This is a genomic window from Mycobacterium sp. SMC-14 (assembly GCF_046250075.1).
Classification (GTDB): domain Bacteria; phylum Actinomycetota; class Actinomycetes; order Mycobacteriales; family Mycobacteriaceae; genus Mycobacterium.
Genome location: NZ_CP176429.1, coordinates 517,961 through 542,189 on the forward strand (window position 1 = coordinate 517,961; position 24,229 = coordinate 542,189).

Below are 24,229 nucleotides of genomic sequence, written 5' to 3' on the forward strand. Positions count from 1 at the left end.
CTGTTTGGCCAAACTTGGCAATGAAATCCGGTGGACCTGGGCTGATGTGGTGTGTCAATGTCTTGTTAACACACCAGTGAATCCGTCGGGGTGTTGGCAAGTCCGATAAGCGGCCCGGCGATCGCGCGAACACGAAGGAGCCGCCATGTCGACCGTTGGTACGCCGAAGAGCCCGGAGCAGATCCAGCACGACTGGGACCACAACCCGCGTTGGAAGGGTGTCAGCCGCACCTACACCGCCGAGGATGTCGTCGCGCTCCAGGGCCACGTCGTCGAGGAGCACACCCTGGCCCGTCGTGGCGCCGAGGTGCTGTGGGAGCAGCTGCACGACTTGGACTACATCAACGCCCTGGGTGCGCTGACCGGCAACATGGCCGTCCAGCAGGTTCGGGCCGGCCTGAAGGCCATCTACCTGTCCGGGTGGCAGGTCGCCGGTGACGCCAACCTGTCCGGCCACACCTACCCCGACCAGAGCCTCTACCCGGCCAACTCGGTGCCGCAGGTGGTGCGCCGGATCAACAACGCGCTGCTGCGCGCCGACGAGATCGCCAAGGTCGAGGGCGACACCTCGGTGGACAACTGGCTGGCCCCGATCGTGGCCGACGGCGAGGCCGGCTTCGGTGGCGCGCTCAACGTCTACGAGCTGCAGAAGGCGATGATCGCCGCCGGTGTCGCGGGTTCGCACTGGGAGGACCAGTTGGCCTCGGAGAAGAAGTGTGGCCACCTGGGCGGCAAGGTGCTGATCCCCACCCAGCAGCACATCCGCACCCTGACCTCGGCCCGTCTGGCCGCTGACGTCGCCGACGTGCCCACCGTGGTGATCGCCCGGACCGACGCCGAGGCCGCCACCCTGATCACCTCCGACGTGGACGAGCGGGACCAGCCGTTCATCACCGGCGAGCGCACGAAGGAAGGCTTCTTCTACACCAAGAACGGCCTGGAGCCCTGCATCGCCCGCGCCAAGGCCTACGCCCCGTACGCCGACCTGATCTGGATGGAGACCGGTACTCCGGACCTGGAGCTGGCCCGCAAGTTCGCCGAGGGCGTCAAGTCTGAGTTCCCGGACCAGATGCTGGCCTACAACTGCTCGCCGTCGTTCAACTGGAAGCAGCACCTGGACGACGCGACCATCGCCAAGTTCCAGAACGAGCTGGGCGCCATGGGCTTCAAGTTCCAGTTCATCACCCTGGCCGGCTTCCACGCCCTGAACTACTCGATGTTCGATCTGGCCCACGGCTACGCCCGCAAGCAGATGAGCGCCTATGTCGAGCTGCAGGAGCGCGAGTTCGCCGCCGAGGAGCGGGGCTACACCGCCACCAAGCACCAGCGCGAGGTCGGTGCCGGCTACTTCGACCGGATCGCCACCACCGTGGACCCGACCTCGTCGACCACGGCACTGGCCGGCTCGACCGAAGAGGGCCAGTTCCACTAGGCCACTGACCTTGCCGCGAGCGTGCGCAGTTGTACGCCCTGACACGGCGTGTCGACGTACAGACACGCACGCTCGCGCCAAGGAAGCCAGGGAAGAGGTTTCCCGCGGTGGAAGTCGGATTGCGCCGCGGGGGAGTTGACAGCACAGGCCCCGCCCAGCCAGCCTGGGCGGGGCCTGTTGCTGCCGTTGACTGAAAGGGAGACCGTGTCGATCCAACGAGTAGGTGTCATCGGAGCCGGGCAGATGGGCGCCGGAATCGCCGAAGTGTCTGCGCGTGCCGGCGTTGGGGTGAAGGTCTTCGAGACCACTGACGCACTGGTCACCGCGGGCAGAAACCGGATCGTCAAGTCGCTGGAGCGCGGCGTGAGCGCGGGCAAGATCACCGAACGCGAGCGCGACGACGCGCTCGCGAACCTGACCTTCACCACCGACCTGGGCGACCTGGCGGATCGCCAGCTGGTCATCGAGGCCGTCATCGAAGACGACACCGTCAAGTCGAAGATCTTCGCCGAGCTGGACCGGGTGATCACCGACCCGGACGCCGTGCTCGCGTCGAACACCTCGTCCATCCCGATCATGAAGATCGCCGCCGCCACGGCGAACCCGCAGCGGGTGCTGGGTCTGCACTTCTTCAACCCGGTTCCGGTGCTGCCGCTGGTCGAGCTGGTCAGCACGCTGGTCACCGACCCCGCCGCCGCCGACCGCACCGAGGAGTTCGCCAGCGCGGTGCTGGGCAAGCAGGTGGTGCGCTGCTCGGACCGGTCCGGCTTCGTGGTGAACGCCCTGCTGGTGCCCTACCTGCTGTCGGCGGTCCGCATGCTCGAGTCCGGATTCGCCACCGTCGAGGACATCGACAAGGCCATCGTCGCCGGCCTGTCGCACCCGATGGGACCGCTGCGGCTGTCCGACCTGGTCGGCCTGGACACGCTGAAGCTGATCGCGGACAAGATGTACGAGGAGTTCAAGGAGCCGCTCTACGCCGCGCCGCCGCTGCTGCTGCGCATGGTCGAGGCCGGCCAGCTGGGCAAGAAGTCCGGCCGGGGCTTCTACACCTACTGATCCGTTAGTGCGTGGGGCTCACGCCGAACGCGAACCAGCAGGGCTTGCCCTCCATGGGTGAGTCGAACGGCGACGCGGTGCGGGTCAAGCCGCTCGGCGGTATGAGCGTGGGAACCCCGTTGAAGATGACGCAGGCCGAGTTGGTGATCAGGTCCTGTGGTGGCCGGTCACCGGGCGGGTTGTTCTGACCGTTCTGGCCGGCGGCGCGGGCTGCCTGGTCGGCGGCGTTCTGGGCCTCGCCGATGGCCCGATTGGCGATACCGGGGCCGCACGCCTGCGGGTCCTGCGGTTGTTGGCCCTGGTCGCCGCTGGCGCAGGCATCCTGCCCTTGCCCGGGCGGCTGTTCCGGGTCGTCCGCGCTGGCCAGGGGCGGACAGCTGATGAATGCTCCGGCAGCGATCAGTGCCGACAAGACCGCCCTGGCGGCCAGTCGGTAGTCCGTTGTGGCCATGGTGAGGCACCTGCCTTCCGCATAGGGCATCGCGTCACAACTGGTCGGTTCAGACGACCCGCTTGCGACGGTAGGAGCTTCGGTCCCGGAGAGATACAGGGATTTCCCTGGTAATTGACGGTGCCTCATGGCGAGGCAAGGTCAGCGGGCAGACCGCGCCTACGCCTCGGCCGTTCGTCGCCAGGGCAGCACGGGCGACGGGTGCGGGCCGGCGTTGAACTTCTCCAGTGACCCGCCTACCTCGACGATGCCGTACAACGCGCTCCAGGCGAACATGGTCAGGTAGTCGATCAACTCGTCAGCGGTCATCCGCGGGCCCAGCAGCCAGGAGTGGGTGGCCAGCTGCACAGCGCCGACGATCATGTAGGACCACGGCTCGACACCGCCGGTGTCCATCCCGGCCTGGTTCATCCGGATCCGCAGCATCACCGCGAGCATCCGGGCGATGATCCGCTCGGAGTCGGCGATCACCTTGCTCTTCGCCGCGGAGCTGTTGGCCATCACGAACCGGTACGGCTCGGGCTCGGAGGCGACGGTGTCGACATACACCCGGATGATTTCGCGGGTCAGGTCGAAGCCGTCCAGATTCGACGAGAGTGCCTTGGTCATATTCGGGATCAGCGTGGTCTGCGTGAAGCGCATCATCACCGCGGTGGTGAGGTCGTTCTTGTCGACGAAATACCGGTACAAGACCGTCTTGGACACGCCGATCTCCGCGGCGATCTCATCCATGCTCACGTACTGGCCGCGGCGCCGGATCGCCTCGATCGTTCCGTCGATCAGGTCGTTCCGGCGCTCGACCTTGTGCTGGTGCCAACGCCGCTTACGACCGTCGGTCTTGGCGGCACCGGTCCGGAGCTGATTTGCCACCATTGCCGATTCCCATTCGCTAGACGCTATAGATAATACGGGCCCGTACAGCAAACTTTGTGGACTGGTAACAGTTACCGGGGGTCTCGACAGTGGATGATGGTGGGGTGGTGCATCCAGAGAACCAGTCGAGTTGGCCGGGTGCCGCGCAAACCGTGCAGTCGTTGGCGGAGTCGTTCGCCGGCGCCGATCCGGGCGCGGACGCGGTTCGGTTGCGTGATCTGCGCCGGATGAAAGTGGTGGCGCTGAGCTTCCTGCTCGGCGCCACTGTGGTCTTCCTCCTGTGCCGGTGGGCGCAGGCGGACGGGCTGGCTCCCGCGTGGGTGGGCTACGTCGGCGCCGCCGCCGAGGCCGGCATGGTGGGTGCGCTGGCGGACTGGTTCGCGGTCACCGCACTGTTCAAGCACCCGCTGGGTATACCTATCCCGCACACCGCGATCATCAAGCGCAAGAAGGACCAGCTCGGGGAGGGGTTGGGCACCTTCGTGCGGGAAAACTTCCTGTCGCCGCCGGTGATCGAGACCAAGCTGCGTGACGCGCAGGTCGCCGGCCGGGTGGGTAAGTGGCTCTCGGAGCCGGCGCATGCCGAGCGGGTGGCCGCCGAGACCGCGACCGTGCTGCGGGTCCTGATCGAGATGCTGCGCGACGACGACGTCCAGGAGGTGATCGACCGGATGATCGTGCAGCGCATCGCCGAGCCGCACTGGGGTCCGCCGGTCGGCCGGGTGCTGGGCTCCCTACTGGCGGAGAACCGGCAGGAGGCGCTGATCCAGCTGCTGGCCGACCGGGCCTTCCAGTGGTCGCTCAACGCCGGTGAAGTCATCCAGCGGGTGGTGGAGCGCGACTCGCCGACCTGGTCGCCGCGGTTCGTCGACCACCTCGTCGGGGACCGCATCCACCGTGAATTGATGGACTTCACCGACAAGGTGCGCCGTAATCCTGATCACGAATTGCGGCGCAGTGCGACCCGGTTTCTGTTCGAGTTCGCCGACGATCTGCAGCACGACCAGGCGACCATCGCGAAGGCCGATGCGGTCAAGGAGCAGTTGATGGCCCGCGAGGAGGTCGCCAATGCCGCGGCGACGGCCTGGCGGACGCTCAAGCGGCTGGTGCTCGAGGGTGTCGACGATCCGTCCAGCGCGCTGCGGACCCGGGTGGCCTCGACGGTGGTTCAGGTCGGAGAGTCGTTGCGCGACAAGGCCGAACTGCGCGACAAGGTCGACAATTGGATCGTGCGGGCGGCGCAACACCTGGTGGGCCATTACGGGGTGGAGATCACCGCGATCATCACCGAGACCATCGAGCGCTGGGATGCCGCCGAGGCGAGCCGGCGCATCGAACTGCACGTGGGGCGGGACTTGCAGTTCATCCGGATCAACGGGACCGTGGTCGGCGCGTTGGCCGGCCTGGCGATCTACGCCATAGCTCAACTTATGTTCTGACCTGCGCTAGCAAGTGCTTGCAAAAGTTAGCACTGGGCCGTATCGTGGCACGTGTCAGCAGTCGCCAGTCCACGAAAGGGGTCACCGGTGTCGCAGGATGACAAGCTCACCGCAGTGGTCTCCACGGCTGCGGCGGATATCGGTAGTTTCATCCGGTCCCAGCGCGAAGCCGCGCAGGTGTCCATGCGCCAGCTGGCCGACAAGGCCGGCGTCAGCAACCCGTATCTGAGCCAGATCGAACGTGGACTGCGCAAGCCTTCCGCTGACGTCCTCAACCAGATCGCCAAGGCCCTAAGGGTTTCCGCCGAGGTGCTCTACGTCCGGGCGGGAATTTTGGAGCCGAGCGAGAAGAGCGAGGTCCGTGACGCCGTCATTGGCGATGCAGCGATCACGGAACGGCAAAAGCAGGTTCTGCTCGACATCTACACCTCCTTCGTCCAGCAGAACGAAGCCGACGGTGAGGAGACGCCAGCTGACTGATCCTCTGTCGTTCTCCTGACCGAATTACCTACGCACGATTTCAACCCGAAAGGAACCCGACATGGCCGAGAACCCGACCATCGAAGAACTGAAGGCCCCCCTGCTCGCCGCGCTCGGCGCCGCCGACCTGGCGCTGGCCACCGTGAACGACCTCGTCGCCAACCTGCGCGATCGCGCCGGCGAAGCCCGCGAAGACGCCAGCACCCGGGTCGAGGAGAGCCGCGCTCGCCTGAACAAGCTGCAGGAAGAGCTGCCCGAGCAGCTCGCCGAGCTGCGGGAGCGCTTCACCGCCGACGAGCTGCGCAAGGCCGCCGAGGGCTACGTGGAGGCTGCCAGCGACCGGTACAACGACCTGGTGGCGCGCGGTGAGGCCGCCCTGGTGCGGCTGCGCAGCCAGTCCGGTCTGGACGACGCCTCGGCGCAGGTGGAGGGCTACGTCGACCAGGCCGTCGAGCTGACCCAGGAGGTGCTGGGCAACGTCGCGTCGCAGACCCGCGAGGTCGGCGAGCGCGCCGCCAAGCTGGTCGGCATCGAGCTGCCCAAGAAGGACGAACCCGCGCCCGCCCCGGCCAAGAAGGCTCCGGCCGCCAAGAAGGCCCCGGCTAAGAAGGCTCCGGCTAAGAAGGCTCCGGCTGCCAAGAAGGCTCCGGCCAAGAAGGTCACCCAGAAGTAGTCGCAGTTCGACGCCCGGGACGGTGCCCGCCTAGGCTTGCAGCGTGATCGCTGCGAACCTGGTGGGTACCGTCCTTGGCGTTTTGCAGATCGCCGTCTTCGCGACGTCGGTGTACGCCTTCGTCCACGCGGCGATGCAACGTTCCGACGCTTATACCGCCGCCGACAAGCTCACCAAGCCGGTCTGGCTGGTGATCCTCGGGGTGTGCGGGCTGCTGGCATTGGTGTTGCAGGTGATGGGGATGGCGATCGCGGCCTGCGCGGCCGGGGTCTACCTGGTGGACGTGCGGCCCCGACTCCTTGAGGTCCAAGGCAAGTCCCACTAGCCCCATGCCGCGTGCGTTCGTCCTTGCCGCCTTGGGTGCCGCGGCCGCGGTGCTGAGTGCGGTGCCGGCAACCGCCGAGACCGGGATGTTCGGCTATGTCGACCACACCGAGTGGGTCAGCTACGACGGCCAGTCGAGCCTGCGGGTGTACCCGACCCCCGCTGCGCGGGCGGCGGCGCTGCGGCTCGACACCGACGCCGCGGGTGAACAGGCTTGGCGAGAGGTGCTCGCCAGCGCTCCCGATGCCGATACCCCCGGCATGCGCGACCAATTCCTCTGCCACTTCAGCTATGCCGAGTTCGCCCGACCCGGCAAGACCAGCTGGAATCTAGAGCCGTGGCGCCCTGTCGTCGACGGCGCGACCATGCTCGAATCCGGATGCAATCCGGGTGCCGCCGAGGAGGCTTTCTGATGCCCACCACCCGATGGGACCGCAACCAGGTAGCCAAACTGGTCGACCACACCCTGCTCAAACCCGAAGCCACCGCGGCCCAGGTCGCGGCCGTCGTCGCCGAAGCCGCCGAACTCGGTGTCGCGGCGGTCTGCGTATCGCCATCGACGGTGGCCATAGCGGCTGGGGCCAACCCCTCCGGCGTCCCGATCGCCGCGGTTGCCGGCTTCCCGTCCGGCAAGCATCTGCCGGTGGTCAAAGCCCAGGAGGCGGCACTGGCCGCCGCGGACGGGGCGGCCGAGATCGACATGGTCATCGACGTCGGTGCGGCACTGGCAGGTGATTTTGCCGCGGTGGGCGCCGACATCGCGACCGTGCGCGCCGCGGTGCCCCAGGCGGTGCTCAAGGTGATCGTCGAATCCGCCGCGCTGCTGGAATTCGCCGGCGACGTGGCTCTGATCGCTGCCTGCCGGGCCGCCGAAGACGCCGGAGCGGATTTCGTGAAGACCTCCACCGGATTCCATCCGTCCGGCGGGGCAAGCGTGCACGCGGTGTCGCTGATGGCCGACACGGTCGGCGGCCGGTTGGGGGTCAAGGCCAGCGGCGGTATCCGCACAGCGGCGGACGCGCTGGCCATGATCGATGCCGGGGCGACTCGGCTGGGGTTGTCCGGCACGCGGGCGGTGCTCGACGGCCTGGGGTAGTGCGCCTGGGTGACTACCCAAGCAGGCAGACCGCCGATAGCCTTTGCGGCTATGCCCGATGTGCGTGGTGCGTTCGCCGACGCCGCGCGTGTGCGCGAGCAGGATCTGGTGCAGCGGCTCGCCACCGCGGCCGAGGTGGATCGGACTTTCGCCGAGGCGCTGGGTGGAGCCTGCCGAAAGGCGGCGTGGGGGCGCCGGCGCCTGGACGCCATTGAGGTCGAGATCAGCGACGTCCTGGCCCGACAAGGCGTACTGGGCTTGGACACCCCCGCGGGTGCTCGGCAGTTCCAGGCCTTCCTGGCAACCAAGGCCAGGCAGATCCACCGGGTGGTGGACGAGGTTTCCGTCGACAGCACGCGCAGGACAGCGATGCTGCAGTCGCTGCGGTATCCGATGGGCGACGCTCCGCCCCTTGGGCCCCCGATCGATACGCTCGGCGGCCAACACCGGTGGACCGACAAAGATCTCTACCCTCATGACCCGAGCGCCGCGGACGTGAAGCAGGACAGCGTCGGGGACTGCTATCTGGACGCCACCATGGGCGCCATTGCTAACGCCAACCCGCAGTGGATCAAAGACCGCATTCAATTCGACGACCAGACGGGGACTTTCGACGTCACCCTCTGGGATGGGCAGGAGTGGAAGCACATCGGCGTCATGCAGGCCGATATCGACACCGACATCAAACACAACGGTGCAAGCTGGCTCGACAACGGCCGGCCCGACGCGGCGCTGTGGCCAACTGTGTTGGAGTCGGCGTACGCGAAACTCAAATATCCGGACCGGGATCTCGCCGACGCCCTCGGCAACGACGTGGGGATCGGGCAGGGCGGCTATGCCAAGGATGCGTTGGAGGCGCTGACCGGCAACCGCGGCACCGTCATCAATCCGGAGGCCGTCTGGTTCACCAATCAGCATATCGACCAAGCGATTTCCGGGGCATTGGCCGATCATCAGCCCGTCACGATCTCGACGACGCCCGAGGGAGCACCGCTGGCACAGAGCCATGTGTATGTGGTCGAAGGCATCAGCGGTACGGGCAGCGACGCCATGGTGACGCTGCGGAACCCGTGGGAAACCAATATCGGCACGCCGATCGACACCCCCGATGCGCTGGTCACCGTCCGGCTCGGCGACCTGATCGGGTCCGGGCTGCCCGGACCCCTCGGTACGCACCCGATGTCGGGCGTCAACATCGGTTCACTCGGATGAAGGCAAGGGCGATGGTGATAAGCGCAGCGGTGGTCGTGGGAGCCGTCACGGTCCTTGCCGGATATGCCTTCTGGCAGTACCGAAGTGCTGCGCCCCCCGCGCTGGGTGACATTCGGGTGTACGCCCAGAGCGCCGACATTCCCGTCACATCGGTGCCCGATCACGTCGGCGCCGAGAAGCAGTTGCGCGAATTCGCCGACGGCATATCGCCCGGCTACCGGGTGGCCGACGAACGGTTTCTCGCTTCCGGGGGCCCACTCGTGTGGGATGCGTTGCGGCACTTCGTCGGGCCGGACCTCGCGCCGTCCGGCTACGCGCTGACGGCGGACGGTTTCTCTACCGACTTCGCCATCGAATACAGCGTGTACGGACACAACGGCGGGCTTCGGCGTTGGTTCAACGACGACCTGATCCTGGTCGCGGGATTCAACCGCACCCCGGTGACGGCCGCAACAGGCACTGACGCCCATCTCTACGGGTATTTCCGCCTCACGCGCATCTGAGTCCGCGGCTACCAGAACGCCAGTCAGATCCCGATGATGTCGGGCTTCAGCGCATAGCCGATTCCCAGGAGGGTGTCCCTGTCCCGGCGACTGACGCCGTTTTCTTCCAACGCAGTGAGGATGTCGTCGAGGGCTTCCATGAACTCGTCAGGATGAATGTTCATACCCCGATGAGCCTCGGCCATCGACATGCCGGTATAGACCTCACGGCCCCCGGCCGCCGAGCACAGGAGTTCCGTCAGAAGACGCTCCAACTCAGCGTCGCTTCTCTTGGCATGGCTGTAGCGCCGATTCAGAACGGGGTTTGCGTGATGCAGACGCAGTATGTCCCTGGATAGCGCGGCGATTCCGTCGCGGCCGCCGAGCCGATCGTAAAGAGTGTCGGCGTTGTCGTTCATTGCTCTGCTCCTAGCTGCTGGACCGCATTCACAACTCTGCGGTGACGAACTGCGCGCGTCCATACCCGAAGCTCCAGTCCGCGTCGGAGTTCTCCACGATCGATACCACGACGTCCGCCGGATCGACGCCGGCATGTTCATGCAGCTCTCGAACCAAATCCGCATAGAACGCCAGCTTTGCCACTTGGCTGCGCGGACGGCTGACGACAGTGACGACGACGACCTTGTCGGTGCGGTCGATTCCGAGGCCGGTGTCCTGCACGATGAGTCGCCCGGGCTGGTGTTCTTGCACGATCTGATAGCGATCACGCTCGGGTACCTCGAAGGCCGAGACCACGGCGCGGTGAGCGGCGTCGAGCAGTGCCGAGATCTCTTGATCACTGCGGCCCTGGAGAAGATCGAATCGAATCAGCGGCATGTTCCTGCCCCCCGGCTCAATATCTGCTCGGCCTCGGTGACGATGCCGAGCACGATTTCCCCGGCCGTACGTACGCTGTGGATCAGGCCTACGGATTCTCCGATGTGCACACTGGCGATACTGAAATCGTCTTCTGCCACTGCATCTTTGAAGCTGTCGCGCAGTTCCGGCATTTCAGCGGCAAGGGAGTCCTCCTTGCCGTGCCAGGTATCGATGAAACCATTGCGGACGAGTCGACCGGTGTACTCGGTCGGCCACGCGAGTTCTCGCGCCACGTCGTACACCCGTGTGCGGACCGTGTGGTCGCCATCGGTGGCTAGGACGAGTTCGCGTGCCGCATCGGAGACGAGGGACTCTCTACTGGCGACGAACCGGCTGCCGACGACTACCCCATCGGCACCCAATGCCAGGGCGGCGGCCAACCCCCGCCCGTCGGCCACTCCGCCCGCTGCGAGCACGGGCACGCCGCTGCCGGCGGCGAGGTCGACCACTTCGGGAACCAGCGTGAAGGTAGAGCGGCGGTTACCGCCGTGGCCGCCGGCCTCGGTGCCCTGAGCAACCAGGACGTCGGCACCGGCCTCGAGTGCGTCGCGCGCCTGACGCAGTGTCTGCACCTGGCAGATGGCCGGAGTCTGCGCCGCGTGAATCGTAGCTATGAACGGAACGGGGTCGGCATAGGAAAGCCACACCGCCGCGGGCCGGTGTGCCAGCGCTGCGTCCAGCAACGCCGCATCGGACCGCAGTGTCCACGTGATGAAGCCGATTCCCACTGAAGCGCCGTTGGTGAGAGCCAGTTCTCGTTGTAACCCATCAATCCCGCCGTAGCCCGCGGTCACAATGCCCAGGCCGCCGGCTTGTGAAACGGCCTTGGCCAACTCGCCGCCGGCGGCACCCGACATGGGGGCCAACACGACGGGGTGATCGATTCCGAACATCGTGGTGAGTGGTGTCGTGCGCACGGCGTGCCTCCTATGGCTGTCGTTGCTCTATCAGTGGTCGAGTGACTCCGTGGAATCGGACATAGCCAGAGACGGGCTCTCTGCTTCGAGGGAACTTGTTCACCGGATGCCCGGCATCGGCGTACCCGACCGATACCCCGCAGTACAGGCTTCGGTTGCCGGGCCAGTCCAACAGTGCTGCGACGGTGGGCGCGTATTCGGCCCAATTAGCTTGCGCGCAACTGTCGAGGCCCGCGTCACGCAGTAGCAGCATGATCGTTTGCAGGTATATACCCAGATCAGCCCACTGAAAGGGGCCGCTCTCACGATCTAGCGACAAGATGAGGCCGATCGGTGCGTCGAAGAACCGCAGGTTCTTCTCGAGGAATCGACGCCGGCCCCCGGTGTCACCGCGTTCGACGCCCCATGCGCCATAGACTTTGGCGCCCAGTGCAAAACGTCGATCTGGCCACGCGCCGTGTCTGGGGAAGATGTCGTATTCGACATCGTCTGTCTCGGTGCGGGCATGAAAGCGCCGCGTCATGGCTGCGGTGAACTGCTGAAGCGCCGGGCCGCTGAGTACGTCGACATACTGAGGCTGAAAATTCGCGTTCGATGGTGCCGCCTTAGCGGCGTCGAGTACCTCGTCCACAAGGTGCAGCGACACGGGGCGGGGCAGGAATGCGCGCACCGAACGTCGTCCCGTCACCGCTTCGCGCACACGCATGGCTGCCTCGATTCCCGCAGACTGTAACTACTGGTATGTACAATACATGGCATGGACACCCGCGAAAAGTTGGTCGAGGCGACTAGGGAGTTGCTCTGGGCCCGCGGCTATACCGCCACCAGCCCTAAGGCCATCCTGACCGCTGCCGGCGTGGGTCAGGGCAGCATGTATCACCACTTCGAAGGCAAGGAGGCGTTGGCCATCGAGGCCATTCGGGTCAACGGTGCCGAGTTGCGAGCCCTGATTGAGGCGGACGTGACGATCCCCGGGACGGCGGTAGACCGTATCGAGCGCTATCTGCTCAAGTGTCGGGATGTGTTGAAAGGATGCCGATTCGGCAGGATTGCGCAAGATCCGCATGTGATCGAGTCGCCGGCGTTGCGGGCCGAAGTCGATGAGATGTTTCGGTGGATGTGTGCCCGACTTACGCAGGTCATCGCCCAGGGGCAATCCGACGGAGATGTTCCGGCCGACATCGATGCCAAGGACCTCGGTGCGATGGTTGTGGCCGTCGTGGAGGGCGGCTATGTCCTTGCCCGCGCCCGCAACGATCCTGACGCGTTCGCCTCCGCGGCCCGCGGGGCAGTCGGCCTGTTACGCCGGATCGGCGGTACTTAGAGCGAGTCGAAGCACTGACTCGACGACGACCCCTGCTCGATGGCGGCATTCTGGGTCGAGAATTTCACCACCACACCGGAATCGGTGACTTGCACGCTGTCGAGGTGGATGCCCAGCGGAAGATCATTCGTCACTTTCGCGGTGAGTTCATCGAGGCGGCGCTGCACGGTGTCGGTGTCCAGATCATGGCCCAGCGCCTCCAGGTCGACCACCTGTAGCGACAGCCCGTTGTTCACCAGCTGTGGCTTGACGGTCGCCTTGTTGAGCAGGCCCTTGAGTTGGACGGTGCCGGCACCCGGATCGGCGGTGACACTGCCGGTGACGATGCTGCCGATCATCGGGACCACGTCTTGAATCGACTGCTTGATGCCGTCGGCCGGCCAGGTGATGGTGCCGTCCAGTGACCCGATGGTGCCCTTGGAGTCTGATGCGCCCGCGCCCTTGTTCAGCTTGACGTTGCGGATGTCCAGGTCGAGCTGCATGCCCTTGGCCTGCCGGATCTGGTTGCCTGCGGTCTTGACCGAGATGTGGGAGTACTCGCCGTTGAAGTACTGGGCCAGCACTGGGGGAGTGGTCCCGAAGGACACGGTGGCGCTGTCCTGCGCTTCGCATTGGACGGCGTCGGCCACCAAGGTGTTCGCGCGGTGGCGGGCGTAAAGCTCACCGCCGAGCATTCCTACCAGTGCTATTGCGAGCACCGCGGTCAAGGCCAGCATGATCGCCGGCAGGCCGGAAAACCGATGTGTGGGTCCGGGTGCGCTCATTGTGCAAGGTTACAGATGCGCGAAGCAGGGGTCATCCGTCCGCGGAATCGAGGCGTTGCGAGTGGAGAACCGCGCCACCACGCCGGTGTCGGTGACCTCAATGCCGTCGGCGCGTAGACCGAGTGGATAACGCTTCGTCAGCTCCGTGGCGAACCTGTCCAACTCGGGCTGCAGCGACTCGCGGGGCAGGGTCAGGGCGCCCAGCCCGGTCAGCTTCTGCACCTGCAGGGACAGGCCCCCGTTGACGACTTCGGGTTTGACCACAACGGTGGCCAGACCGAATGCACCCCGCAGCTCCACGGTGCCGTCGGCCGCGTTGGTCTTGAGGTCCGAGACCAGGTTGCCCAGGATCGGCACCATGTTCTGGACGGTCTCTTTGATGCCGGCCGACGGCCAGGTCAACGTCGCCTGCAGGGAACCGATGGTGCCCCGCGAGTCGCCGCTGCCGTGCAGATCGACATCGGAGATGCTCAAGTCGGCCGTCATCTGCTTGGCGTCTTTGACCTGATTGCCCGCGGTGTGGATGGAGATGTTGGTGTAGTTGCCGGTGATGTGCTGCCACAGGAACGGCGGTGTCACGCCGAACGAGGCACTCGCCTTGTCGTTCACCACGCACTCGGTTGCCTTGGCCACCTTGCTGTCGCCGATACGGCGAGCGATCAGCTCGGCGCCGATCAACCCGGCCAGCGCCAGCGCGATCACTGTCACCAAAATCAGGACCAGGGCCAGCGGGTCACGCAGTACCGAAGCCGACCGCGACGGGGCGGCCGGGGCTTCGATCACGGTGGTGGGCGCCTCGCCGGCAGGTGCCGGAGCCGGCTGCGGCACCGGGTCGGTGGGCGGCGGCACGGCGCCTTGCGCGGGGGCCGGGGCCTGCGGCGGCACCGGAGGTTGTACAGGTGCCGCGGGAATCCGGGTGGTCGGCTCTTCACGCCCGCCCGCCGGCATCTGCTGGGTGGGCGAGGCGGACGGTTCCGGCGGACGGGGCGGCGTAGCGCCGCCTTGGGGTTCGGGCTGGCCGGTGGGGCGAGCCCAGGGTGACTCGTCTTGGGGAGGTCCGGGCGGATTGCTCACCCGCGCGATTCTGCCCTACCGACCTGAAGGAAGGCCGCACGATTGCCCAACACGGCCAGCGTCCGGCGGGCGGCGGAGACCGCGTCGAGGTCGACATCGCTGACCAATAGCTGCGGCGCGGCACCGGCTTCGGCGATCACCTCACCCCACGGTGAGGTGATCATGCTGTGGCCCACTCCGGTCGGGGCGCCGGAGAAATCCGCCGGACCGCCCGGGTCGGCCTGCCCGACCGCGACGACGTAGCTGGTCGAATCCAACGCCCGGGCCCGGGTCAACAGCTCCCACTGGGACAGTTTCCCCGGACCGGCACCCCACGAGGCGCCGACCACGATCAGCTCCGCGCCGCGGTCGGCCAGCTCGGTGTACAGCGCCGGGAACCGGATGTCATAGCAGGTCGTTAGTCCGACGCCGACTCCGTCGACATCGATCACTACCGGCTCGAATCCCGGTGCCACCGTGCGTGATTCGGTGAAACCGAAGGCGTCGTACAGGTGGATCTTGTGATAGTGCGTGTCGGTTCCCGGTCCGACGGCCAACAACGTGTTGGTGACGCGTCCATCATCGGCCGGGGTGAACATGCCCGCGACCACGGTGATCTGAGCCCGCGCGGCGACCTCGCGGACCTGCGTGGCCCATGGCCCGTCGAGCCGTTCGGCAACCGGTCCAAGCGGCACCCCGAAACGGCACATCGCCGCCTCCGGGAAAACCACCAGCGACGCCCCCTGCTCGGCGGCCCGCTGGGTGTAATCGGTCACCAGTCGCAGATTCGCGGCAGGGTCGGCGCCGCTGAGTATCTGCGCACACGCAATCCGCATGGATCCAGCCTATTCCGTCGGTGTTGCGCCGCCCTGGCCCAGCCACGTCGCGGTGAACCGCTGCTCGGTGGTCATCAATTCGGCCAGCTGCCCGCCGATGAAGCTTTCGATCTTGCCGCCCACCAGCGGGATATCGACCTGTACCGTCGCGGTCAGTCGCAACTCACAACCCCCGGCCGCCGGCGCCAGCACCGCGTCGCCGGACAGCTTCGCAGGTGCGCCGACGACCTTGCCGGTCACCTGGGCGCGTGCCTTCCCGTCGCGCACCGGACGCCACGTCTCGTGCCGTGCCACGTCCAGGTTGCCGGGATGGAACTGGGCCGCCAGCGCGGGCAACTTCTCCCGGTGAATGCCCTGCGTGGTGGCGACGTCGACGCTGCCATCGGGGCCGACGGTCATCGAATCCAACGCCACGACGTCGGCTCCTGAGTCGGCCAGCCGGGCCCGCCAGTAGTGCTCGTCGGCGAAGACGGCGTACACCTGCTCGACGGTTGCCGAGTAGTGCTCGGAGAGCGTGAATGTACGCGGCATAGCTGGTCACGCTACCGTTACCGGCCGTGGCGGGTTCCGAGTTCGCGGGCGCGCGTGTCGCTGAGGCGGTGCCGCTGGCGCCGTTGACCACCCTGCGGGTGGGGCCGGTCGCCCGACGCGTCATCACGTGCACCGATACCGAGCAGATCGTGGCAACGCTGGGCGAACTCAGTGCGGCCGGTGACCGCCCGCTGCTGCTGGCGGGCGGCTCCAACGTGCTGATCGCCGACGACCTCGAGGACCTGACCGCCGTGGTGCTGGCCAATGCCGGCATCACCATCGACGGCAATCTTCTGCGCGTCGAAGCGGGCGCGGTCTGGGACGACGTCGTCGCGTACGCGGTCGCTGCGAACCTGGGCGGGCTGGAGTGCCTGTCGGGCATTCCCGGTTCGGCCGGCGCCACTCCGGTGCAGAACGTCGGGGCCTACGGTGTGGAAGTCGCCGACCGCCTGACCCGGGTTTTGCTGCTGGATCGGCGCACCGGCGAGGTGCGCTGGACACCGGCGGCCGAGTTGGGGCTGGGCTATCGCACCAGTGTGCTCAAGCACTCGGAAGCGGCGGTGGTGCTGGAGGTGGAATTCGAACTGGATGCGGGCGGGCGCAGCGCGCCGTTGCGGTACGGCGAGCTGACCGCTGCGCTGCAGGCCGCCGACGGCGAGCGGGCCGACCCGGCTGCGGTCCGCGCCGCGGTGCTCGCGCTACGGGCGGCAAAGGGCATGGTGCTCGACGCGAGCGATCACGATACCTGGAGTGTGGGCTCGTTCTTTACCAATCCGGTTGTGCCGCAAGATATCTACCGTATCCTGGCTGATCGGGAGAGCGGCTCGGTGCCGCACTGGGACGCCCCCGGCGGAGTGAAATTGGCGGCCGGTTGGCTGGTGGAGCGGTCCGGTTTCGGCAAGGGCTATCCGGGTGATGGGGCGACGGCCCGACTGTCCACGAAACATGCGTTGGCGTTGACCAATCGGGGCGGCGCCACATCGGCCGACATCGTGGGCTTGGCTCGCGTCGTGCGGGACGGGGTGCACGAGGCATTCGGCATCACCTTGCATCCCGAGCCGGTGCTCGTCGGGTGTGCGTTGTAGATCCGGTGTAATCAACGTCGCAGGTGGTCAGGAACCCCGGCCGGTATCTTGGAATGCCGTGACCCTGAACCGGCGACGTGCGTTGGCGGCGCTGGCTGCCGGGGTGGTGGCGCCGACCACGCTGGCGGGATGCTTCGGCCGGTCTGGGCAGGGCGCCGAGAAGGTGCCTCCGTCTGCGCCTGCCCTCACCTTCGAGCCCGCCCTGAAACAGGGAGCCGTGGCCGACGTGCTGCCCACCGCCGCCGTCGCCGTCACGGTTCGCGACGGCTGGTTTCAGCGGGTGGCGCTGACCAGCCCGGCGGGAAAGGTGCTCACCGGAACCTTCAACCGGGAGCGCACGCGCTACACCGTCGCCGAGCCGCTGGGCTATGACTCCGTCTACACCTGGAGCGGGTCGGTGGTGGGCCACGACGGCAACGCGATGCCGGTCAGCGGCACTATCGCCACGGTCGCCCCCCGCGCCGTCATCGACGGCGGCTTTCAGCTGGCCGATGGCCAGACGGTGGGGGTCGCCGCGCCGGTGATCCTGCAGTTCGACGGACCGATCGCCGACAAGGCTGCCGTCGAGCGGGCGCTGACCATCGTCACCGAGCCGCCAGTGGAGGGCAGTTGGGCTTGGTTGCCCGACGAAGTGCAGGGCGCTCGGGTGCACTGGCGCAGCCGCGACTATTTCCCGGCGGGAACCACTGTCCATGTCAGCGCCAAGCTGTACGGCCTGGCGTTCGGCGACGGCGCCTACGGGGCACAGGACATGTCGCTGGACTTCTCTATCGGACGGCGTCAGCTGGTGCGGGCCGAAGTCTCTTCGCACCGCATACAGGTGATCCGCGACGAGGGCGTGATCATGGACTTCCCCTGCAGTTACGGGGAAGCCGACAAGCCGCGCAACGTCACCCGCAACGGCATCCACGTGGTGAGCGAGAAGTACGCGGACTTCTACATGTCCAACCCGGCCGCCGGCTACAGCAACATCCATGAGCGCTGGGCGGTCCGCATCTCCAACAACGGCGAGTTCATCCACGCCAACCCGGCCAGTGCGGGCGCTCAGGGCAACACCAATGTCACCAACGGCTGCATCAACTTGTCGACAGACGACGCTGAGCAGTACTTCCACAGCGCGATCTACGGCGACCCCGTCGAAGTGACCGGCAGCTCGATCGAGCTGTCCTACGCCGACGGGGATATCTGGGACTGGGCGGTGGACTGGGACACCTGGGTCTCGATGTCGGCGTTGTCGAGTTCCGAACCACCCCGGACCTCGCTGCCCCGCACCGCGCCGGCAACTCCCACCGACGCGCCAACACTGTCGGGCACGCCCACGACTACGACGAGTCCGAGTCCGAATCCGAGTCCGCCACCCGGCGGTTAGCCCGGGTCGCAGAAGCCTGGTCGCGGGGACGGATGACGATCTGGTCGAGGTCGACGTGTGGCGGCCGGGAGGCCACGAACCCGATCACCTCGGCGATGTCGGCCGCCGTGAGCGGGGTCAGCCCGGAATAGACGGCGTCGGCCCGCTCCCGGTCCCCGCCGAAACGCACCAGGGAGAACTCGGTGTCCACCATCCCGGGGGCGATCTCGGTGAGCCGCACCGGCTTTCCCAGCAGTTCGCCGCGCAGCGTCCGGTGCAGTGCGCTCTGGGCGTGTTTGGCCGAGGTGTAGCCGGCGCCCCCGTCATAGATCTCGAACGCCGCGATCGAGGTCACCGTGATCACCAGGCCGTCACCGGAGGCGACCAGTTTGGGCAGCAGCGCGCGTGTCACGTGCAGCGTGCCCAGCACGTTGGTCTCCCACATCCAGCGCCAGTGCTCAAGGTCGGCCGCTTCCACCGATGCCAGGCCTTTGGCGCCGCCGGCATTGTTGACCAGCACATTGATCGAACCGGCAACCTGGTCGCATGCCTCGGCCAGTGCACCGACGGCGACCGGGTCAGTGATATCCGTCACTACCGCGGTACCGCCGATCTCCTTGGCCAGTGCGGCGAGCCGATCGGCGCGACGAGCCACCACGATGACGTGAAAACCTTGTCCGGCAAGAGTTCTCGCGGTCGCCTCGCCGATGCCTGAGCTGGCTCCGGTGACCACGGCAATGCGCTGATCGCGCGCAGATGTCGTCATCGCCACAACCTTAGTGATCGTGATAGATTCTCAGCTATGTCTCGCAGTGCCCGCTTTCTGACAGCGGTCTGTCTGGTCGCCCACGGCGCGTGTTGTCGCGCATGTTGCTGCGCCTGACCTGCTGCGAGTAGCGCTCCTTAGGAGAATCCGCCGGGTCGTAGGCGTAAACGGCCCGCATTGGGATTTTTCTCCAGACAAGGACATCGCGTGCGTACTACCTCTCTCACCGCTCACCTGGCCAGCCACCGGAACGGCCGGCTCCGCTCCCACCCGCGCGTGGTAGCCCCGGCCCTGCAACTGGCAGACAGCGCCGGTGCCGAAGTGTTCGCCGCGGTACGCCAGCACGGCCCCGTCGCCCGTGAGGCCATCGCCGGCGCTACCTCGCTGAGCGTCGCCACCGTCAACCGCCAGGTCAGTGCCCTGCTGGAAGCCGGATTGCTGCTGGAACGCGCCGACCTGGCCACTTCCGGGGCGATCGGGCGGCCGCGTCGGCCGGTGGTGGTCAACCACGAACCGTTCCTCACCCTGGGCCTGCACATCGGCGCCAAGACCACCAGCATCGTGGCCACCGACCTGCTCGGCCGCACCCTGGACGTCGTCGAGACTCCGACCCCGAACAATGGGGCGACGCCGGCGCTGGCGTCGCTGGCCGCCAGCGCCAGCCGGTATCTGACCCGCTGGCAAAAGCGCCGGCCGCTGTGGGTCGGGGTGGCGATCGGTGGCGCGGTGGACGGGGCCACCGGTCACGTCGACCACCCGCGGCTGGGCTGGACGGCCGCGCCGGTCGGGCCGGTGCTGGCCGAGGAGCTGGGCCTGCCGGTGTCGGTTGCCTCCCACGTGGACGCGATGGCCGGGGCGGAACTGCTGTTCGGTGTACGGCGGCCGACGGCCAACAGCACCACCAGCCTCTACGTCTACGCCCGGGAAACGGTCGGCTACGCCTTGGTGATCGGCGGACGGGTGCACAGCCCGGCCAGCGGTCCCGGCACCATCGCCGGCCTGCCCGTGTACTCGGAGCTGCTCGGGGGCACCGGGCATCTGGAATCCACCGTCAGCGATGAGGCGGTGCTGGCCGCGGCTCGTCGGCTACGGCTCCTGCCGGAGGGCAGCGGGGCGGTGTCGGCGGCGGTAACCACTCTGGTGCGCGAGGCGCGCGGCGGCGACGAGCGGGCGGTGGCACTGCTGACCGAGCGCGCCCGCGCGCTGGGCGAAGCGGTGGCGCTGTTGCGTGACGTACTCAACCCCGATGACCTGGTGGTCGGCGGGCAGGGATTCACCGAATACCCGGAGGGCATGGCCGAGGTGGAGCGGGCGTTCACGCAGCGTTCGGTGCTGTCGGGACGCAGCCTCCGGGTGACCGCGTTCGGCAACCGGGTCCAGGAAGCCGGTGCCGGAACGGTGTCACTGGGCGGGCTCTACGCCGATCCGGTCGGCGCGATGCGCCGCTCCCGCGGTCCGGTCGCCCGCGTGGTCCCGGACGTGTCCGCCTGATCGGACCTGTAAAGATGGCGGGGTGGGCTATGGCATCGGAGGGGGCGGAGGCATCCGATCCGACGTGCACCGGGTAGCGCTGCTGTCGGTACACACTTCGCCGCTGGCTCAACCCGGCACCGGCGATGCCGGCGGAATGAACGTCTACGTCCTGCAGAGCGCACTACATCTGGCGCGCCGCGGGGTGGCCGTGGAGGTCTTCACCCGCGCCACGTCGTCGGCCGATCCGCCGGTGGCCCACGTCGCGCCCGGCGTGTTGGTGCGCAACGTGGTGGCCGGACCGTTCGAGGGTCTGGACAAGAACGACCTGCCCACTCAGCTGTGCGCGTTCGCCGCCGGGGTGCTGCGCGCCGAGGCGGCCCACGAGCCTGGCTACTACGACGTCGTGCATTCGCACTACTGGCTGTCGGGTCAGGTCGGCTGGTTGGCTGCGGACCGGTGGGCGGTGCCGCTGGTGCACACCGCACACACCCTGGCCGGGGTGAAGAACGCCGCCCTGGCCGCCGGGGACACCCCGGAACCGCCGCTGCGCACGGTCGGTGAGCAGCAGGTCGTCGATGCCGCGGACCGGCTGATCGTCAACACCGACGACGAGGCGCAGCAACTCATCGCACTGCACGAGGCGGACCCGCGCCGGATCGACGTGGCGCACCCGGGCGTCGACCTGCAGGTGTTCCGGCCCGGCGACAAGCTGGTGGCCCGGGAGGCGTTGGAGTTGTCGCCGACCGAACCGATCGTGGCGTTCGTTGGCCGCATCCAGCCCCTCAAGGCGCCCGACGTCCTGCTGCGGGCGGTCGCGAAACTGCCCGGGGTGCGCGTGGTGGTGGCCGGCGGCCCGTCGGGCAGCAGCGGGCTGGCGGCTCCGGGCGGCCTGGTTCGGCTGGCGGCCGAACTGGGTATCAGTGACCGGGTGACGTTCCTGCCGCCGCAGTCCCGCGAGGATCTGGCGACGCTGTTCCAGGCCGCCGACCTGGTGGCGGTGCCCAGTTACTCCGAATCTTTCGGTCTGGTCGCGCTGGAGGCGCAGGCGTGCGGGACGCCGGTGGTCGCCGCGGCCGTCGGTGGATTGCCGGTGGCGGTGCGCGACGGGGTCACCGGGCGACTGGTCGACGGGCACGGGATCGAGGCGTGGGCGAGCGCCCTCGACGAGCTGCTGCGGCTGAGTTCCGGGCCCCGCGGTTGGGCGATGCGCCGGGCCGCGGTCAGCCATGCGACGCAGTTCTCCTGGGAGCGCACCGTGGACTCCCAGCTGGCCAGCTACACCCAGGCGATCGAAGACTTCGGCTCGGCCCGGGGTGGGCGGATGCGGGTGCTCGGAGCGACGCGCCGGCCCCGCCGCTGGCCGACGCGGCGCGGGGCGCGCGCGTGACTCGGATGGCGACACCGGGCGCCCCGTCGGCGCCGAGTGTGCGGTTTCCGACGCCAGCGCCGGTGTGTTGCCGAGTAAACCGCACACTCGACGCTCGCAGGAGGCAGTGGTGGGAGTGAACCGCGGCGACGTCCAGGAGCTCATCGAGAGGACGCTGCAGGCGGCCGAGCTGACCTACTCGCCGACGCCGGGCTCCCACGGCGGGCTGCCGGGGCTGATCGTGGAACTGCCCGGCGAGCGCAAGCTCAAGACCAACACCATCCTCAGCATCGGCGAGCACTCGGTGCGCGTGGAGGCGTTCGTCTGTCGTCAGCCCGACGAGAACCACGCCGAGGTCTACCGGTACCTGCTCAAGCGCAACCGCCGGCTCTACGGGGTGGCCTACACCTTGGACAACGTCGGCGACATCTACCTGGTCGGCCGGATGGCGCTGACGTCGGTGACCGCCGAGGAGATCGACCGGGTGCTCGGGCAGGTGCTCGAAGCCGTCGACTTCGACTTCAATACGTTGCTGGAGTTGGGATTTGCCACTTCGATCCAGAAGGAATGGGAGTGGCGGGTGTCCACCGGGCAGTCGCTGAAGAACCTGCAGGCGTTCGAGCACCTGATCGACAAGGATGGTGACGTCGCGACGTCGTAGCCAGCCGGCCACCGATCAGTGCAGGGTGACGTCGCGATTCGCGTCGGCTTCGATACGGCGGGCGGCGAACGCCGCGGCTTCGGCCGGCATGCCGTTAGTCGGGTAATCCATATGCCCGAGCGGGAGACCGTCGGTGCCGTCGCAGACGGCGTCATTGTGCGCGCAGTACTCGCGGGTATTGGCCGCGTAGAGCGGGCCGACCCTGACCGGCGGCGCGTCGTAACGCCGGATGAACGTGGCCGAGGGCTTCCCGAACAGGATCACCGCCGCAACGTGGTCGGCCACCACGTCGGGCATCGGTCGCGGTAGATCCGGCACCAGCTCGTCCGGCAACCCGGCCGGCACCGACTGCGCCGTCGCATAACCGGTGACGGCCGCGCCTTGGGAGTAGCCGCCCAGCACGATCTGGGTATCCGGACAGTCCAGCGCCGTCCACTCGATGTGGCTGACCTCGTCGCGGATCCCGGCGATCACGCTTCGGTCGAAATCGAGACCGCTGGACAAGCCGCTGGCGGCGGCGTAGTTGACCGGATACACCACCATCGACCGGTCGGTGAGCTTGGAGCGCAGGGCGTCGACGAATGCCTGCCCGACCTTGCCGACGCCGGGCGGCTCGTCGCTACCACGGGCGAAGACCAGCTCGACGTCGGCGCACGGCTTGGCGGCCGCGTCCGGAGCTGCCACGGTCAGCGGCACCGCCGAGGTCGTCAGCAGTGCGGCGGCGAGGAGGTGGGGGACCGGCCGCAAGCGAGGAAGCTTCACCGCCACACCCCCGATCCCGGTCGCCGGACCTTCCTACGACGGTAACCCGCATTGGTGCCCGTGAGACACTGACGCCCATGTCTGACACTGCCACCCTGGTGCTGCTGCGCCACGGCGAAAGCGAATGGAACGCCAGCAACCAGTTCACCGGCTGGATGGACGTCAACCTGACCGACAAGGGCCGCACCGAAGCGGTCCGCGCCGGCTCGCTGCTGGTCGAGCACGGTCTGGCGCCGGATGTGGTCTACACCTCGCTGCTGCGCCGGGCGATCACCACCGCGAACCTGGCGCTGGACGCCGCTGACCGGCACTGGATCCCGGTGCACCGCACCTGGCGGCTCAACGAGCGCCACTACGGCGCCCTACAGGGCCTGGACAAGGCCGCCACCAAGGCGCGCTACGGCGACGACCAGTTCATGACATGGCGGCGCAGCTACGACACCCCGCCGCCACCGATCGAGGCAGGCAGCCGCTACAGCCAGGACACCGATGCCCGTTATGCCGACATCGGTGGCGGCCCCCTGACCGAATGCCTGGCCGACGTGGTGGCGCGCTTCCTGCCGTACTTCACCGACGTCGTCATCCCAGACCTGCGGTGCGGCAAGACGGTGCTGATCGCGGCGCACGGCAACTCGTTGCGGGCGCTGGTGAAGTACCTCGATCAGATGTCGGATGAGGACGTGGTCGGGCTGAACATTCCGACGGGCATCCCGTTGCGCTACGACTTGGATGCCGACCTGCGCCCGAAGGTTGCCGGCGGCGTCTATCTGGACCCGGAGGCGGCCGCCGCCGGGGCTGCAGCGGTGGCGAGCCAGGGCGCCAAGTAGCGGTTTTAGGCCCGCCCAGTGTGAATACAGGGTGGAGCCCGGGTGAAATCTTCGCGTTGAATTCACATTCGGCGCACGTCACCGTCGAACGCTGGTCAGCTCACGGTGCCGGACTG

General features: G+C 67.5%; 29 protein-coding genes. 17 read left to right on the top strand and 12 right to left on the bottom strand.

Going from position 1 to position 24,229, the window contains the following annotated elements:
• Positions 1–145: 145 nt before the first annotated feature.
• Positions 146–1,432, top strand: coding sequence for an isocitrate lyase (gene aceA / locus ACKY0W_RS02455; RefSeq protein ID WP_409436251.1), 1,287 nt, complete (start codon positions 146–148; stop codon positions 1,430–1,432).
• A gap of 204 nt (positions 1,433–1,636) precedes the next feature.
• On the top strand, positions 1,637–2,491 hold the full coding sequence (locus tag ACKY0W_RS02460; protein ID WP_082105670.1) for a 3-hydroxybutyryl-CoA dehydrogenase: 855 nt from the start codon (positions 1,637–1,639) through the stop codon (positions 2,489–2,491).
• A gap of 4 nt (positions 2,492–2,495) precedes the next feature.
• Here the strand turns inward: ACKY0W_RS02460 and ACKY0W_RS02465 are convergent, their stop codons facing one another.
• Both ACKY0W_RS02465 and ACKY0W_RS02470 read right to left on the bottom strand, forming a co-directional pair.
• The gene (locus tag ACKY0W_RS02465) at positions 2,496–2,942 is read right to left on the bottom strand and encodes a hypothetical protein (RefSeq protein ID WP_409436252.1); all 447 of its coding nucleotides are present in this window, start codon (positions 2,940–2,942) and stop codon (positions 2,496–2,498) included.
• 159 nt (positions 2,943–3,101) lie between these two features.
• Positions 3,102–3,815, bottom strand: a complete 714-nt coding sequence (locus ACKY0W_RS02470) for a TetR/AcrR family transcriptional regulator (RefSeq protein ID WP_409436253.1) — start codon at positions 3,813–3,815, stop codon at positions 3,102–3,104.
• 104 nt (positions 3,816–3,919) lie between these two features.
• Between ACKY0W_RS02470 and ACKY0W_RS02475 the strand changes: the two genes are divergently transcribed.
• The 8 genes from ACKY0W_RS02475 (at position 3,920) to ACKY0W_RS02510 (ending at position 9,542) form a co-directional block, all read left to right on the top strand.
• A complete protein-coding gene (locus tag ACKY0W_RS02475; protein ID WP_409436254.1) occupies positions 3,920–5,254 on the top strand; it encodes a DUF445 domain-containing protein in 1,335 nt (444 codons plus the stop codon).
• 87 nt (positions 5,255–5,341) lie between these two features.
• Positions 5,342–5,734 carry a helix-turn-helix domain-containing protein gene (locus ACKY0W_RS02480; RefSeq protein WP_409436255.1) on the top strand — a complete coding sequence of 131 codons (393 nt, stop codon included), beginning with the start codon at positions 5,342–5,344 and terminating at the stop codon, positions 5,732–5,734.
• Between the two features lie 61 nt (positions 5,735–5,795).
• Complete coding sequence (locus tag ACKY0W_RS02485; protein WP_406756463.1) at positions 5,796–6,407, top strand: heparin-binding hemagglutinin; 612 nt, start codon at positions 5,796–5,798, stop codon at positions 6,405–6,407.
• 43 nt (positions 6,408–6,450) lie between these two features.
• A complete protein-coding gene (locus ACKY0W_RS02490; protein ID WP_067966687.1) occupies positions 6,451–6,732 on the top strand; it encodes a DUF2516 family protein in 282 nt (93 codons plus the stop codon).
• Between the two features lie 4 nt (positions 6,733–6,736).
• Positions 6,737–7,144, top strand: a complete 408-nt coding sequence (locus ACKY0W_RS02495) for a DUF2599 domain-containing protein (RefSeq protein ID WP_409436256.1) — start codon at positions 6,737–6,739, stop codon at positions 7,142–7,144.
• Positions 7,144–7,827 (top strand): deoxyribose-phosphate aldolase, encoded by a 684-nt coding sequence (deoC, locus tag ACKY0W_RS02500; RefSeq protein WP_409436257.1) that lies wholly within the window; start codon positions 7,144–7,146, stop codon positions 7,825–7,827. Before ACKY0W_RS02495 ends, deoC begins: the two co-directional genes overlap by 1 nt.
• Positions 7,828–7,878: 51 nt before the next feature.
• The gene (locus ACKY0W_RS02505) at positions 7,879–9,039 is read left to right on the top strand and encodes a DUF4226 domain-containing protein (RefSeq protein ID WP_409436258.1); all 1,161 of its coding nucleotides are present in this window, start codon (positions 7,879–7,881) and stop codon (positions 9,037–9,039) included.
• 11 nt (positions 9,040–9,050) lie between these two features.
• The gene (locus tag ACKY0W_RS02510; RefSeq protein ID WP_409436259.1) at positions 9,051–9,542 is read left to right on the top strand and encodes a hypothetical protein; all 492 of its coding nucleotides are present in this window, start codon (positions 9,051–9,053) and stop codon (positions 9,540–9,542) included.
• Between the two features lie 23 nt (positions 9,543–9,565).
• On the opposite strand, the gene ACKY0W_RS02515 is transcribed toward ACKY0W_RS02510, so the two are convergent.
• From ACKY0W_RS02515 to ACKY0W_RS02530, 4 genes are read right to left on the bottom strand one after another with little or no spacing between them, the layout of a single operon-like run.
• Positions 9,566–9,940 carry a group I truncated hemoglobin gene (locus ACKY0W_RS02515; RefSeq protein ID WP_409436260.1) on the bottom strand — a complete coding sequence of 125 codons (375 nt, stop codon included), beginning with the start codon at positions 9,938–9,940 and terminating at the stop codon, positions 9,566–9,568.
• Between the two features lie 28 nt (positions 9,941–9,968).
• Positions 9,969–10,358 (bottom strand): tautomerase family protein, encoded by a 390-nt coding sequence (locus tag ACKY0W_RS02520; RefSeq protein WP_409436261.1) that lies wholly within the window; start codon positions 10,356–10,358, stop codon positions 9,969–9,971.
• Complete coding sequence (locus tag ACKY0W_RS02525) at positions 10,349–11,317, bottom strand: NAD(P)H-dependent flavin oxidoreductase (RefSeq protein ID WP_409436262.1); 969 nt, start codon at positions 11,315–11,317, stop codon at positions 10,349–10,351. Before ACKY0W_RS02525 ends, ACKY0W_RS02520 begins: the two co-directional genes overlap by 10 nt.
• 10 nt (positions 11,318–11,327) lie before the next feature.
• A complete protein-coding gene (locus ACKY0W_RS02530) occupies positions 11,328–12,023 on the bottom strand; it encodes a nitroreductase (protein ID WP_409436263.1) in 696 nt (231 codons plus the stop codon).
• Between the two features lie 51 nt (positions 12,024–12,074).
• Here ACKY0W_RS02530 and ACKY0W_RS02535 point away from each other — a divergent pair, with 51 nt between their 5' ends.
• The gene (locus tag ACKY0W_RS02535; RefSeq protein ID WP_409436264.1) at positions 12,075–12,641 is read left to right on the top strand and encodes a TetR/AcrR family transcriptional regulator; all 567 of its coding nucleotides are present in this window, start codon (positions 12,075–12,077) and stop codon (positions 12,639–12,641) included.
• Here ACKY0W_RS02535 and ACKY0W_RS02540 read toward each other — a convergent pair.
• The 4 genes from ACKY0W_RS02540 to ACKY0W_RS02555 form a co-directional block, all read right to left on the bottom strand.
• Complete coding sequence (locus tag ACKY0W_RS02540) at positions 12,638–13,405, bottom strand: DUF2993 domain-containing protein (protein WP_409436265.1); 768 nt, start codon at positions 13,403–13,405, stop codon at positions 12,638–12,640. The two genes, ACKY0W_RS02535 and ACKY0W_RS02540, sit on opposite strands and share 4 nt — an antisense overlap.
• Before the next feature lie 9 nt (positions 13,406–13,414).
• Positions 13,415–14,353, bottom strand: coding sequence for a DUF2993 domain-containing protein (locus ACKY0W_RS02545; RefSeq protein ID WP_409437621.1), 939 nt, complete (start codon positions 14,351–14,353; stop codon positions 13,415–13,417).
• Between the two features lie 122 nt (positions 14,354–14,475).
• Entirely contained in the window at positions 14,476–15,294 is an 819-nt protein-coding gene (locus ACKY0W_RS02550) for a carbon-nitrogen hydrolase family protein (protein ID WP_409436266.1), read from the bottom strand.
• Positions 15,295–15,303: 9 nt separating this feature from the next.
• Positions 15,304–15,825, bottom strand: coding sequence for a DUF2505 domain-containing protein (locus tag ACKY0W_RS02555; protein ID WP_409436267.1), 522 nt, complete (start codon positions 15,823–15,825; stop codon positions 15,304–15,306).
• Positions 15,826–15,851: 26 nt separating this feature from the next.
• Here ACKY0W_RS02555 and ACKY0W_RS02560 point away from each other — a divergent pair, with 26 nt between their 5' ends.
• Both ACKY0W_RS02560 and ACKY0W_RS02565 read left to right on the top strand, forming a co-directional pair.
• The gene (locus tag ACKY0W_RS02560) at positions 15,852–16,910 is read left to right on the top strand and encodes a UDP-N-acetylmuramate dehydrogenase (RefSeq protein WP_409436268.1); all 1,059 of its coding nucleotides are present in this window, start codon (positions 15,852–15,854) and stop codon (positions 16,908–16,910) included.
• Positions 16,911–16,968: 58 nt separating this feature from the next.
• Positions 16,969–18,279 carry an Ig-like domain-containing protein gene (locus ACKY0W_RS02565; RefSeq protein WP_409436269.1) on the top strand — a complete coding sequence of 437 codons (1,311 nt, stop codon included), beginning with the start codon at positions 16,969–16,971 and terminating at the stop codon, positions 18,277–18,279.
• Here the strand turns inward: ACKY0W_RS02565 and ACKY0W_RS02570 are convergent.
• On the bottom strand, positions 18,233–19,024 hold the full coding sequence (locus tag ACKY0W_RS02570; protein ID WP_409436270.1) for an SDR family NAD(P)-dependent oxidoreductase: 792 nt from the start codon (positions 19,022–19,024) through the stop codon (positions 18,233–18,235). The genes ACKY0W_RS02565 and ACKY0W_RS02570 overlap by 47 nt on opposite strands.
• A 207-nt stretch (positions 19,025–19,231) precedes the next feature.
• On the opposite strand from ACKY0W_RS02570, the gene ACKY0W_RS02575 reads away from it, so the two are divergent.
• From ACKY0W_RS02575 to ACKY0W_RS02585, 3 genes are all read left to right on the top strand, one after another.
• Positions 19,232–20,515, top strand: coding sequence for an ROK family protein (locus ACKY0W_RS02575; RefSeq protein WP_409436271.1), 1,284 nt, complete (start codon positions 19,232–19,234; stop codon positions 20,513–20,515).
• 22 nt (positions 20,516–20,537) lie between these two features.
• Entirely contained in the window at positions 20,538–21,884 is a 1,347-nt protein-coding gene (mshA, locus tag ACKY0W_RS02580; RefSeq protein WP_409436272.1) for a D-inositol-3-phosphate glycosyltransferase, read from the top strand.
• Positions 21,885–21,999: 115 nt separating this feature from the next.
• Positions 22,000–22,524, top strand: a complete 525-nt coding sequence (locus ACKY0W_RS02585) for a YbjN domain-containing protein (protein ID WP_409437622.1) — start codon at positions 22,000–22,002, stop codon at positions 22,522–22,524.
• Between the two features lie 15 nt (positions 22,525–22,539).
• Here ACKY0W_RS02585 and ACKY0W_RS02590 read toward each other — a convergent pair whose 3' ends face one another.
• A complete protein-coding gene (locus ACKY0W_RS02590) occupies positions 22,540–23,286 on the bottom strand; it encodes a cutinase family protein (protein ID WP_409436273.1) in 747 nt (248 codons plus the stop codon).
• A 77-nt stretch (positions 23,287–23,363) separates the two neighbouring features.
• Here ACKY0W_RS02590 and ACKY0W_RS02595 point away from each other — a divergent pair, with 77 nt between their 5' ends.
• Entirely contained in the window at positions 23,364–24,113 is a 750-nt protein-coding gene (locus ACKY0W_RS02595) for a phosphoglyceromutase (protein ID WP_409436274.1), read from the top strand.
• Positions 24,114–24,229: the final 116 nt, after the last annotated feature.